This window comes from Candidatus Avelusimicrobium alvi, assembly GCF_958451995.1.
GTDB classification, from domain to species: domain Bacteria; phylum Elusimicrobiota; class Elusimicrobia; order Elusimicrobiales; family Elusimicrobiaceae; genus Avelusimicrobium; species Avelusimicrobium alvi.
Genome location: NZ_CAUDSG010000018.1, coordinates 20307 through 31895, shown reverse-complemented (window position 1 = coordinate 31895; position 11589 = coordinate 20307). Strand labels below are relative to the sequence as shown.

At 55.0% G+C, this 11589-nt stretch carries 11 protein-coding genes; 1 reads left to right on the top strand and 10 read right to left on the bottom strand.

Going from position 1 to position 11589, the window contains the following annotated elements; all coding sequences use genetic code 11:
- Positions 1–318 precede the first annotated feature (318 nt).
- The 8 genes from mscL to ACQY36_RS04785 all read right to left on the bottom strand — a co-directional run bounded on the left by mscL (position 319) and on the right by ACQY36_RS04785 (position 9168).
- Positions 319–768, bottom strand: a complete 450-nt coding sequence (gene mscL, locus ACQY36_RS04820) for a large conductance mechanosensitive channel protein MscL (protein ID WP_428057314.1) — start codon at positions 766–768, stop codon at positions 319–321.
- A gap of 24 nt (positions 769–792) precedes the next feature.
- Positions 793–1500 carry a coenzyme F420-0:L-glutamate ligase gene (locus ACQY36_RS04815; RefSeq protein ID WP_428078079.1) on the bottom strand — a complete coding sequence of 236 codons (708 nt, stop codon included), beginning with the start codon at positions 1498–1500 and terminating at the stop codon, positions 793–795.
- The gene (gene hemW, locus ACQY36_RS04810; protein WP_428072045.1) at positions 1497–2600 is read right to left on the bottom strand and encodes a radical SAM family heme chaperone HemW; all 1104 of its coding nucleotides are present in this window, start codon (positions 2598–2600) and stop codon (positions 1497–1499) included. The genes ACQY36_RS04815 and hemW overlap by 4 nt, the downstream gene beginning before the upstream one ends.
- Positions 2600–3718, bottom strand: coding sequence for a peptide chain release factor 2 (gene prfB, locus ACQY36_RS04805; protein ID WP_428057256.1), 1119 nt, complete (start codon positions 3716–3718; stop codon positions 2600–2602). Before prfB ends, hemW begins: the two co-directional genes overlap by 1 nt.
- Positions 3711–5336, bottom strand: coding sequence for an apolipoprotein N-acyltransferase (gene lnt / locus ACQY36_RS04800; RefSeq protein WP_428078077.1), 1626 nt, complete (start codon positions 5334–5336; stop codon positions 3711–3713). Before lnt ends, prfB begins: the two co-directional genes overlap by 8 nt.
- Positions 5337–5344: 8 nt before the next feature.
- Positions 5345–5773: a hypothetical protein gene (locus tag ACQY36_RS04795; protein ID WP_428072047.1), complete on the bottom strand. Its 429-nt coding sequence runs from the start codon at positions 5771–5773 to the stop codon at positions 5345–5347.
- Positions 5770–8361: a preprotein translocase subunit SecA gene (gene secA, locus ACQY36_RS04790; RefSeq protein ID WP_428078075.1), complete on the bottom strand. Its 2592-nt coding sequence runs from the start codon at positions 8359–8361 to the stop codon at positions 5770–5772. The genes ACQY36_RS04795 and secA overlap by 4 nt, the downstream gene beginning before the upstream one ends.
- Before the next feature lie 81 nt (positions 8362–8442).
- Positions 8443–9168, bottom strand: a complete 726-nt coding sequence (locus ACQY36_RS04785) for a hypothetical protein (protein ID WP_428078074.1) — start codon at positions 9166–9168, stop codon at positions 8443–8445.
- Between the two features lie 877 nt (positions 9169–10045).
- Between ACQY36_RS04785 and ACQY36_RS04780 the strand changes: the two genes are divergently transcribed.
- On the top strand, positions 10046–10276 hold the full coding sequence (locus tag ACQY36_RS04780; RefSeq protein WP_428057246.1) for a hypothetical protein: 231 nt from the start codon (positions 10046–10048) through the stop codon (positions 10274–10276).
- A 172-nt stretch (positions 10277–10448) separates the two neighbouring features.
- Here the strand turns inward: ACQY36_RS04780 and ACQY36_RS04775 are convergent, their stop codons facing one another.
- Together ACQY36_RS04775 and ACQY36_RS04770 are read right to left on the bottom strand one after the other, a co-directional pair.
- Positions 10449–10919: a hypothetical protein gene (locus ACQY36_RS04775; protein ID WP_428057244.1), complete on the bottom strand. Its 471-nt coding sequence runs from the start codon at positions 10917–10919 to the stop codon at positions 10449–10451.
- A gap of 148 nt (positions 10920–11067) precedes the next feature.
- Complete coding sequence (locus tag ACQY36_RS04770) at positions 11068–11535, bottom strand: SH3 domain-containing protein (protein WP_428057242.1); 468 nt, start codon at positions 11533–11535, stop codon at positions 11068–11070.
- Positions 11536–11589 lie beyond the last annotated feature (54 nt).

Below are 11589 nucleotides of genomic sequence, written 5' to 3'. Positions count from 1 at the left end.
CCGGCCAATGCCCATAAAATCCAGTTTTACGCGGCGCGTTTTACAACTCGCTACCCCGCTCAAACAAATAAAACGCTTCTCCCGCGTAAAACGGATTTTATAGACGGGCTAAGGCCGGAACCACAACGGCAACAACACGGCTAAGACCTGCATAAAACGACAAAACGGGCGTACCTGCCGGGCAGTCGCGGGGCTCGCTGGCAAGGGCTTCATTCCCGAAGGTTTGGCAGTCCGCAAGAAATATATTTCCCGCGCCTCCCAACAAAAAACGGACTGAAGAATTTTCTTCAGCCCGTTTATAAAAATTACGCCGTCCGCTTATTTCAGTTCGGAAGTGCAGTTGGGGCAGCGGGTGGCTTCCAGCGGGATGTCGGTGCAGCAATAGGGGCATTTTTTCGTCGTGGGAGCGGGGGCGGCTTCTTCTTTGTGTGTGTTTAATTTATTGATGCCTTTAATCAAAAGAAAGATACAAAACGCCACGATTAAAAAGCTGATTACCGCGTTTAAAAACGTACCGATGTTAAGCGTGGTGGCGCCGGCAGCCTGGGCGGCGGCCAAAGAAGCGTACGGCCCTTCCGTCGCGCCTTGTTTAATCACTACAAACCAGTTGGAAAAATCCACCTTGCCCAAAAGCAAACCCAGGGGAGGCATCATAATATCCGCCACCATGGAGTTTACGATCTTTGTAAATGCGCCGCCGATGATGATACCAACCGCCATATCAATCACGCTGCCGCGCATAATAAACTTCTTAAACTCTGCTGCCATATTTTTAATCATGAGGTTCTCCTGTTACTTAATCAGTTTAACCGCTTTTAAAAGCGGCGCATACAAATCGTCCTGCGGCGGATATTTTATTTCGTCCGGGTCCGCCGCGTCGGCAAATTCCACGGGCGCATCCCGCACCAGGCACAGCGGGCGCCGTTCGTCCGCCTCGCCCATCGTCAGCGCGCAGGCGGCGGCCAGCGCGTCGGCCGCGTCCACCAGCGTTACACCCAGTTTCCTGCCGAAAATATCCGGCCTGCCGCGCAAATCTTTCACGCCTTTAAACCCCGCATACGCCACCGCCGCGCCGATAATCCCCGCGCGAAGCGGCAAAATCATACTGTCTGTAATAATCACCCCAAGGTCTCGCACACTCCACGCCGTTTGCAATTGCACGCGCAGTTCCGCCGCGCAGGCGTAACAGTCCGCCGGGAGCAAAATCAGCTTTCCGTCGGCGTTGGACTCGTCAATCCCGGCGTTGGTCATTACCATTCCGTTTTTAATCGTCAGCCACGCAAGCGGCGTTTTTAAAGCCGCGTCGCTTTCGCGTACAATCAGCTCTTCTTTCTGTTCGCGGTTTTTATACGCCGCAGTCAGCCCTTTCCAAAGGCCGACCAGCTTGGAAGAAACCGTCAGCACCGTTTCTTCCGGCACGGAAGGAATATGGCGCACGATAAACGCGGCCAGGTCTTCGCGCTCTTTAAAAACGGCGGTATGTACGGGAGTAATATTCATTCTTCCTCAAACGGGGCCACAAAGCCGGAAAAAACTTCATTCGCGAGAAACAGCCCCTCAAAAGATAATTTTACCTTTTTTCCGTCACGTTCTAAAAGACCGTTTTTAAGATGTTTTTCAATCTCGCGCCCGAAAAAAGCTTCCTGCACGGCAGAAAGTTCCACCCCGTCCAGCTTGCGAAAAGCCAGCATCAAATTTTCCCCTTCGCGTGCTTTGCCTTCCAGTTTTTCGGAAAACTCCACGGCGGATTTCCCCTCTTCCGTCCGGCGGATATACGCGCATACGTCCGCCGTGTTTTGCCGGCGCACGCCGCCCAGGTACGAGGCCGCCGCACTGCCCAGCCCGACGTAATCCCCGTTGTTCCAATAATGGGTATTGTGCTTGGCTTCGCGGCCCGGCAGGGCAAAATTGGAAATCTCGTAATGATGGTATCCGGCGGCGGTCAGCCGCGCGTGCGTTTCTTCCAGCATGCGGCGCATTAACGGCTGGTCGCACACGATTCCGCGCTCAAAAAAAGGAGTGCCTTCTTCAATCTGTAATCCGTACACCGACAAATGTTCCGGCCGAAGCGCCAGGAGCTGTTCCAAACTGCGCAAAAAACCGGCCAGCGTCTGCCCCGGCAGGCCGGCGATTAAATCCACATTGATGTTTTCAAACCCGCCCCGCCGCGCGGCGTTATACGCCGCTAAAAAATCCCGCGCGCTGTGCACACGGCCCAGCGTCTTGAGTTCTTCATCGTTAAAACTTTGCAGGCCGACGCTTAAACGGTTAAAACCCGCGTCTTTTAACACGCGGATTTTTTCGGGGGTCAGGCTTTCGGGGTTGGCTTCCAGCGTACTTTCTTCAAAAGCCGAAACGGCGCCAAAATTCCGGCGGATAAGTTCGCATAAATTCCCCAGTTCTTCGGCGGACAGCAGGCTTGGCGTGCCGCCGCCGACATATAAGGTTTCGCAAATTTTAACGGGAGCGGCCGCGGCCTCTTTGTCCAGGGCGTTTAAATAGGCGGGTATCAAAGACTCCCGCCCGGCGAACGAAGCGAAATCGCAATAATTGCACTTCTGTTTGCAGAACGGGAGGTGGATGTACAAACCGGTTTTCATTATTTTTTATGCTCGGCTTCGTGGTTGAGAAACGCGAAAATAAACGGGTCCAAATCGCCGTCCATCACGGCGTTTATCTGCGAGGTTTCATACCCGCTGCGCAGGTCTTTTACCAGCTGGTACGGCATAAACACATACGAGCGGATTTGATGCCCCCAGGCGATTTCGCCCTTCTGGCCGTAGCGTTTTTCGGCTTCGCCGCGTTTTTTATCCATTTCCATTTCGTAGAGTTTGGCCTTCAGCATTTTCATCGCGGTCTGGCGGTTTTGCAGCTGGCTGCGCTCAATGCGGCAGGACACCACGATGCCCGTGGGAATATGCAGCAGGCGCACGGCCGATTCCACTTTGTTGACGTTCTGCCCGCCGTGGCCGCCCGCGCGGGAGGTTTCCAGCTGGATGTCTTTTTCCGGGATTTCTATATTGATGTCTTCGTCAATATCCGGCAGTACGTCGCACGACGCAAAAGACGTGTGGCGGCGGGCGTTGGCGTCAAACGGGGAAACGCGCACCAGGCGGTGCACGCCGTTTTCGCCTTTTAAATAACCGTAAGCGAACGGGCCTTCCACCATGGCGGAAAGCGTTTTGATGCCGGCTTCGTCGCCGGGCTGCGCGTCCAGCACCGAGAATTTAAACCCGTGCTGTTCGGCCCAGCGCGTGTACATACGCACCAGCATTTGCGCCCAGTCGCACGATTCGGTGCCGCCGGCCCCGGCGTGAATGGTTAAAATGGCGTTTAGCTTGTCGTTCGGGTCCGACAGGCGGATCTCGCCCTCTTTCTGCGCCACGTGTTTTTCGGTATCCTGAAGGGAAGCGGCCAGCGCGGCCAGTTCGTTTTCGTCCTGCATTTCTTTGCAGAGCTCAAACAGGGCGCGGTCGTCTTCTATTTTTTTCCGCAAAACGTGGAACGTTTCAATGGAATTTTTAAGCAAATCAATCTGGCGGCTTACGTCTTTGGCTTTTTTGGTGTCGTTCCAAAACGAAGGCTCCGCCGACTGCGCTTCCAGCGCGGCGAGTTGTGTTTTTTTGCCGGCGATATCGTCAATAGATTCAATCTTGGCGATACGCGCGGAAAGATTTTCCAGCTGTTGTTCTACGTCTTTAAATTCAATGTTATTCATAAGCAAAAACCATCGTGGAAATAAGCAGGGTAAAATACAGCGCCGCGCACAGCCACGCGAACCAGTCCCCCCACTGCGTGTAGAAATTCCGCATCTCTCCCACCGGCAGCGGCACGGCGGAGCGCAGGATTTCGCGCGTAAACAGGCCGGACTGTTTTTCAATGCGGCCGAACGGGTCAATAAACGCCGAGAAGCCCGTATTCGCCGCGCGCAGCACCGGGCGGCCCGTCTCCACCGCGCGCAGTACGTTAACGGCTAAGTGCTGGTACGGGGCGGCGGTGTCAAAAAACCACGCGTCGTTGGTGACGTTGACGAAAAATTTGGCGCCCTGGCGGTTCTGGCTCAGCCACAGCTGCGGATAAATAGATTCGTAGCAAATCGTGCCGCCCACGCTCACGCCGGACAAATCAAGCGGCTTCTGCCCGCGCGGGCCGGGGGTAAATACGCCCAGCTCGCCCAATACCGCCACGTTTTTAAACGCCGCGCGCACCAGGCCTTCCAGCGGGATATATTCGCCGAACGGAACCAGTTTTATTTTGCGGTAGCTTTGCAGTTCGTCGCGGTTGGGGGCCATTAAATACGCGCCCACATATTGTTTGCCGTCTTCCTCCACATTGGAGCCGATAAACTGGTAGGAATCCGTGCGGGTGGCGATATCTTCAAATAAAGTTAAATAGGTTTCGTCCGTCAGCGAGCCGGGCACCGCGCTTTCCGGCCAGACGGTCAGCATTACGTCTTCGCCTTCAAGCGACTGGCCCATTTCCGTCAGGGTGTCCGTAATTTCCGTTTCAAATTCCGGGCTCCATTTTTTGTATTGGTCTATATTGGGCTGGATAAGCGCCGCGTTTAAACTTAAAAGCGGCTGGCCCGGGCGGCCGGAGCGGGAAGGCAACGAATAATGCCCGTACGCATACAGGCTTAAAAATACGGCGGCGGCCAGACACATATGCACCACGCCGTTTTTTACGCCGCGCACGGCAAAAGCCCACCCCAGGCTGGCGCCCGTAAACGCCACGGCAAAACTTACGCCGTACACCCCGGTAAAAGAAGCGATTTGCAGCATCTGCGGCGCGTTCCACTGCGTGTAGCCGAGCATCATCCACGGGAAGCCCAGCCCGTAAAAAGCCAGCGTCTGATGCACCCATTCCCAGGCCACAAAACCGCAGGCCGCCAAAAGCGGGAAAAAATCACCCGTTTTTTTAAGAAAATAACAGCTCCCGCCAAACAGGGCAAACTGCAGGCCCAGCAGGGCCGAAAGCCCCAGCCACGCCGCGGCGGACAGCCCCTGCGAAAGGCCGCCCCCGTGCAAACAGGTGTAATAAATCCAGTAAAAAATGCCGGCGTTGAACAAAACGGCCGTGAACCAGCTGTAGAAAAAAGAAGACCAAAACCCCTTGGTTTTGGTCACTCCCCAAATAAACGGCGCCAGGGCGAACCAGGCCAGCGCGTGGCGGGAAATATTCGGATAGCTGGCGTACACCAGCCACGCCGTCCCCAGCGAACACACCGCCAAAAAGCACCACCGGCCCAGCCCCAACAGCCAGGTTTTCACACGCGCCCCAAACGGTTTTTTCTTTTGGGCGTCCTGTTCGGTAATGCTTTGCCTGAAATCCCGCATACGGCCCCTTAATAAGCTATTTTACAAACGCCTTCCAGGCACACGGCCGCGGCGTCCGGGCTGCACTCCCTTTCCCGGGAAGGCTCCCCTTCCGGGCAGGCCTTAGCCACCAGGTTGGATTGCAGTTTATTGAAATCCAGCGTATATTGCGCGTTAATGGCCACCACGCCTTCCGGCCCCACCAGACAGCCGCACGGGTCCTGGTCTACGATGATACAGTCCTCGTTCACTTCGCAGCGGAACATCCGGCGCACCTTGGCTTTGGCGGCGGAAGCCTGCGCAGCTTTTTGCTGCTGGGCTTCTTTGGCGGCCATTTCCTCGGCGCTGAGCGAAGGAAGCGACACTTCAATCGGTTTGTCTTTGCTTAAAAATACGGGAATAAGCCCCAGCGCGCCCAAGGCGCACACCAGGAGCACCAACTCCTTTATTTTTTTCATAAATTGGCTCCGCAGCACTTCTTATATTTCTTGCCGCTTCCGCACGGGCACGGGTCGTTGCGCCCGATATTTTTGGGCGCGGGAGCGTTCCGGTCCGGGTTTTTGGCGGCGGCCGCCTGCGCGCGCTCGGCCGGGGTGCGGCGGGGCGGCAGCTGGAGGCGGAAAATATAGCTGACCATCAAATCGCGTACGCGGTTAAGCATAGACGAATACAGCTTGTACGATTCTTTCTGATACTCAATAAGCGGGTCCTTCTGGGCGTAGCCGCGCAGGCTGACGCTGTTTTGCAGCTGGTCCAGCTCGTACAGGTTTTGTTTCCACGCATTGTCAATAATTTGCAGCAAAAGCATCCGCTCAATTTCGGCGAAGTTAATGCCCTGCTCGGTAAAATACAACACGCGGGCGTGATACAAATCTTTCACCTGGGCCATAATTTCGTCCACCAGCGCGTCGTGGGATTTGCGGCCCGCGTTTTCGGCGGTGTATTTGAAATCGGCCGGGAAGAGGTTGCGCAGGTTGACGTTTAACGCCTCAAAATCCGTCTGCTGCGGGTGGGACGGATGATAGTATTTTTCCACCAGTTCGTCCACCACTTCTTCCATCATCTGCATGGATTTTTCGGTCATATTTTCGCCGTCCAAAATCGCGTTGCGCAGGCCGTAGATGGCGGTGCGCTGCTGGTTCATCACTTTATCGTAATCCAGCAGCTGTTTGCGGATGTCAAAGTTGCGGCCTTCCACCATGCGCTGGGCGCCCTCAATCTGGCGCGTCATCAGGCGCGATTCAATGGCTTCGCCCTCTTTCATACCCAGCGTATTTAAAACGGAAGCGATTTTTGTGGTGTTGGCGAACAGACGCATCAGTTCGTCGTCCAGCGAAATGTAAAAGCGGGAACAGCCGGGGTCTCCCTGGCGGGCGCAGCGGCCGCGCAGCTGGTTGTCAATACGGCGCGACTCGTGCCGCTCGCTGCCGATAACGTGCAGGCCGCCCAGCTCCACAATCTGCGCCTGTTCGTCCGGGTCCGCCGGGCTTCCGCCGAGCACAATGTCCGTACCGCGGCCGGCCATATTGGTGGCGATGGTAACGGCGCCTTTGCGGCCCGCCTGGCTGATGATTTGCGCTTCCATCTCGTGATATTTGGCGTTTAACACTTTATGCGGAATGCCTTTGGCGCGCAGCATATGGCTGAGCTTTTCCGACTTTTCAATAGAGCGCGTACCCACCAGCACGGGGGTGCCTTTCTTCCAAAGCTCTTCCACTTCTTCCACGATGGCCGCGAATTTTTCGCGCTCCGTCAGATAGACGAGGTCCGGGAAGTCTTTGCGTTTGGAAGGGCGGTTGGGGCGGATTTCCACGACGTCTAACTTATAAATCTGCCAGAACTCGTTGGCTTCGGTCATGGCGGTGCCCGTCATGCCGGAGAGTTTTTTATACAGTTTAAAAAAGTTCTGGAACGTGATGGTGGCCAGCGTCTGGTTTTCTTCTTTAATTTGCAGGCCTTCTTTGGCTTCCACGGCCTGGTGCAGTCCGTCGCTCCAGCGGCGGCCCGGCATCAGGCGGCCGGTAAATTCGTCCACGATGATGACTTCGCCGTCTTTAATTACATAATCCACGTCGCGCTCGTACAGATGATGCGCGCGCAGGGCCTGGTTGATGTGATGCACCCATTCGGATTCCACATCGTTGTAAAGGTTGGCCACGTTTAAGAATTTTTCGGCCTTGGCGATACCCGTTTCGGTCAGCGTGGCGGTGTGGGCTTTTTCGTCAATAATGGCGTCCACGCCTTCGTCCAATTTCGTGCCTTCGTATTTGGCTTTTACTTCGTCTTTTTCCGTAATCAGACGCACTTTCAGCGCCGGAATCAGGCGGTTGACGATATAGTATTTGTCCGTGCTTTGCTCGGACGGACCGGAAATAATAAGCGGGGTGCGGGCTTCGTCAATTAAAATGGAGTCCACTTCGTCCACGATACAATAGTTCAGCGGACGCAGGACGCGGTCCTCGCGGTTGATGACCATATTGTCGCGCAGGTAGTCAAAGCCCAGCTCGTTATTGGTAACGTAGGTGATGTCTTTGGCGTACATTTCGCGGCGGCCGGCGTTGTCCATATCGTGGTTGATGTAGCCTACGGTGAGACCTAAAAATTCGTGAATCGGGCCCATCCATTCGCGGTCGCGGCGGGCGAGGTAATCGTTGACGGTTACCACATGCACGCCCTTCCCGGTCAGACCGTTTAAGTAGGAGGGCAGTACGGCCACCAGCGTTTTACCTTCACCGGTGCCCATCTCGGCGATTTTGCCCTGATGCAATACAATGCCGCCCAGCATCTGCACGTCGTACGGGCGCAGGCCGATGACGCGCTGGGCCGCCAGACGCACCACCGCAAAAGCTTCGGGCAGCAGCTGGTCCAGCGTTTCGCCCTGGGCCAGGCGGTTTTTAAATTCCTGGGTTTTGGCTTTTAACTGTTCGTCCGATAATTTTTCAAACTCGGCGGTGAATTTGTTGGCGTCGTCTACGTAATGTTGGATTTTTTTAAGGTCGCGTTCGCTTTTGGTACCAAAAACTTTGTCAATAACGGTTCTAATCATAGCAATATGTTCCTTTGAATAAATAAAATGAGGTAAACTGAGGCGCGGCGGGGCGGCTCCGCAGGACGCGGAGCGGGAACATTATTTGGCAACCGGTTTTTTATTTTTGGTTTTTACTTGCAGGTTTTTCGTCTGGCTGACTTGTTTGGAAGAAGCCTCTTGCATACGCGCGCGTTCCGCTTCCAGCTTTTCGGCGATGCTCCGGTCCGTCTCCGCCACGTAAACGTCCACGGCGGAGAGGATTTGCGCGCCCGCGTCTTTTTTAAGCGATTTGATTTCCGTTTTGAGGGCTTTTATTTTTTCCTTCAGCACGGCTTCGCGCGCTTGGCGGGCTTCTTTGGAAAGGGTTTTGTTTTTGCGCAGTTCTTTGAGCTGGGCTTCGTATTCGTCAATCTGGTATTCGCGCAGCTGGACGGTGACCGCCCAGATGTTCTGGAAAACCGGCGTAAGCTCCCGGCGGAAATGCAGGACGGCCGAAGAGAGGTCCAGCCCGCTCATCTGCGAGAGCAGCACCGCTTCTTCGTAATTCACCGCCAGGGCTTTTAAGCGGATGGAATTGTCAAAATTGCGCGCAAGAGCGATGAGTTCGTAGCGGTTCTCTTCCGTTTCCGGAGCGTTGTAGGAGGCCAACAGGCCTTCCAGCACCGCGTTGTAATCCGCGTTTTGCCGTGCGTTTTCCAACACGGCGGGATTGTACTGCGAAAAGATGTCCAGCACTTTTTCGCGGTTATAATGCCCGGCGTCCGCCTGCGCGTACAGGGCAGACGACATGGCCAGTGTGGCTAAGATGAAAAGACTCCGTCTCATAGGCTCCCCCTAAAACTCTTTCTTTTATTTTGCTATTTATAACGCCTCTAGTCAAGGCCTTCCAGGCCTTGGGGTGCTGGCCTCAACCAGGGTTAAAGCTGGAAATGGTGCTATCAGTTAGATGGGAACAACAAAAAGGGTATGCCGCCTGCAGGGTCCGCCCCTCCCTTATCTTGACGGTATCATCCGACTAATAGAGCCACACTATTAAACAATGTCGCCAAGTACCGTAAAGCGAGCCCCGATAAGCCGCTCGCAGAGTGCCGGGGGCAGGCAACCTGGCCTCAACCAGGGTTAAAGCTGGAAACGGTGCTATCAGTTAGATGGGAACAACAAAGGGGGTATGCACCCGTCTGGCAGGAGCCGGCCCGGAGGGTCCGCCCCTCCCGTATCCAGGCGGGTACATCCAACTAATGGAGCCACCCTATTAAACAAGGTTGCCAAGTACCGTAAAATCTGCCGGGCAGGCAAGGCGGGCGGCGTATTCCTTGAGGTCAGGAGGCGTATTCCTTGCGAAAAGTTCCGGCAAAGTGCTATACTAAATTTTGTCAGATTTAAGGATTTTTGCCTCTATGGTGTGTAGAACACCCGTGGGTTTTGGTTTCGGCTGAAACACTGGTGAGAGCTAGAGGCAGAAAGTCCGCGTTCTTCCGCGCCTTCGGGCGCGGAAGGGGCGGCTTCTTTTAGGCGGCTCTCACCCCTATTAGAAGTCCGCCCTTTTGCTTTCAGACGGACTTCCGGCAACCGCTAAAAGAGGTCCGTTTGCTTTCCGCGCTGCGGCGCGGAGGGGCGGCTTCTTTTAGAATGGTTGGCTCCACCTATCAGAAGTCCGCCCTTTTTATTTTCGTACGGCAGCGCGCGGGCGGCGAGGAAAACTATGCCCCAAAACGAGGATATTTTTGCCCTGCTCGCGCAAGCCGACGCCCACTACCACGCGCTGGAGCAGCTCCTGCCGCGCCTGCGTTTTGCACACCCTTATTATCACGTAAAAGCCGATTTTTTACTGCAGGACGTACGCCTGCACCGCGTTATTTTGCACGTACTGGGCGAAAATTTTTCCGCCCGCAAGCCGCGCCGCCTGCGCCGGAAAAAAACCGCCGCCAAATAAATTTCACCAGGCGGATACCCTTACCCCCGTTATCCGCCGCCCCGGGCCGCCGGTTCCCGCCCGGGGTTTTTTGCGCCGCAAAAACATTCCCCGGCGTAGGCGGGGGCTTTCACAACATACAAAAAACCCGGAACAGAAATCCTGTTCCGGGTATATGTAAAAGGAGTTGCTTTTAGCGGGCGGCGGTGCGGAAGAAGTTGCCTTTCACGTTGCGCGCCAGCTGCACGCGGCCCAGCGTTTTATCCGCCTGTACGATGATGTTTTTATCGTTCGGTTTAATCAGTCCGTCCGCCGAGCCGAAAATATCGCCCTGTTTCACCACGCCCAGCTGGCCGTGGCTGTTGATTTGCACTTCCAGCTTTAAGGCTCCGTCCAGGCTGGCGGCCAGCAAGTCGGCCTCGCCCATGGAAAATTCAAGCGGGAACTTCGGGTTCACCACGCGTTTGATGGCCACCGGCACGTCCGCCTCGTTCTTGACGATGATGGCGCAGGAATTATTGTCCGCTTCGGCCATACGCGCCAAACGCTCCGGCACGTTTACCGTACCCGAGATGTTAAAACGTCCTTCGCTGACGGTGCGGGCCAGGCAGAACACACACAGCGCCATGCTGGCAACCGCGGCAGCGGCTAAAATCTTTTTCATATTTATATTGTACCCTTTTCCATCCGCTTTTGGCAAGCGGACCCCACAGCCTTATTTACAGTATAGGCGCCCCTTGCTTTTTTTCAAGCCCAAGGGGCAAAAAAGGGAGACTCCGCCGCGGCAGAGCCTCCCTTTTGTCCGGCAAAGCTTATTGTTTAAAGAAGCCCCACAGGTTGGCGTTGTACACCCAGCCTTTGCACTGGCCGTCTTTGGCGTTGGCCGGATCGTCTACCACCTGAATCCAGTTGCCTTTTTTGGCCAGGTATTTAAACGGGTAGCCCTTTTCCACGGTGCAGACAATGTCGGCGCTGGCGGAAGGGGATTTGCGCACGTTTAAATCCACCTTGGCGGACATTCCGCCGGCGGGGCTTAACAAGTCGGCCGAGATCCAGCCGTTGAAACCTTCAAAATCTTTCACGAGCACCCAGCTCTTGTCTTCATTGGTTTTTACCATGATGACCGGGGTGTATCTCCAGGCGTACCATTTAATGGCGCATTTCGTACCGGCGCACGCGCGGATATTGGCTCTTTTGGCGTTTACGCTGGCATATTTCTGGGCAAAAACGGGCGCGCTGACAAACAGCATAAGCGTGAGTAAAGCGGCTAATTTTTTCATATACCTTCGTCTCCTGTATGTAAGTGCATAAAAGTCTACCCAAAAAGTATAGCA

Excerpts from the sequence above, each read along its gene's own strand:
- lnt (WP_428078077.1), bottom strand. The coding sequence starts at position 5,336 with ATGCGGGATTTCAGGCAAAGCATTACCGAACAGGACGCCCAAAAGAAA.
- ACQY36_RS04815 (WP_428078079.1), bottom strand. The coding sequence starts at position 1,500 with ATGAATATTACTCCCGTACATACCGCCGTTTTTAAAGAGCGCGAAGAC.
- ACQY36_RS04770 (WP_428057242.1), bottom strand. The coding sequence starts at position 11,535 with ATGAAAAAATTAGCCGCTTTACTCACGCTTATGCTGTTTGTCAGCGCG.
- secA (WP_428078075.1), bottom strand. The coding sequence starts at position 8,361 with ATGATTAGAACCGTTATTGACAAAGTTTTTGGTACCAAAAGCGAACGC.
- hemW (WP_428072045.1), bottom strand. The coding sequence starts at position 2,600 with ATGAAAACCGGTTTGTACATCCACCTCCCGTTCTGCAAACAGAAGTGC.
- mscL (WP_428057314.1), bottom strand. The coding sequence starts at position 768 with ATGGCAGCAGAGTTTAAGAAGTTTATTATGCGCGGCAGCGTGATTGAT.
- ACQY36_RS04795 (WP_428072047.1), bottom strand. The coding sequence starts at position 5,773 with ATGAAAAAAATAAAGGAGTTGGTGCTCCTGGTGTGCGCCTTGGGCGCG.
- prfB (WP_428057256.1), bottom strand. The coding sequence starts at position 3,718 with ATGAATAACATTGAATTTAAAGACGTAGAACAACAGCTGGAAAATCTT.
- ACQY36_RS04780 (WP_428057246.1), top strand. The coding sequence starts at position 10,046 with ATGCCCCAAAACGAGGATATTTTTGCCCTGCTCGCGCAAGCCGACGCC.
- ACQY36_RS04775 (WP_428057244.1), bottom strand. The coding sequence starts at position 10,919 with ATGAAAAAGATTTTAGCCGCTGCCGCGGTTGCCAGCATGGCGCTGTGT.
- ACQY36_RS04785 (WP_428078074.1), bottom strand. The coding sequence starts at position 9,168 with ATGAGACGGAGTCTTTTCATCTTAGCCACACTGGCCATGTCGTCTGCC.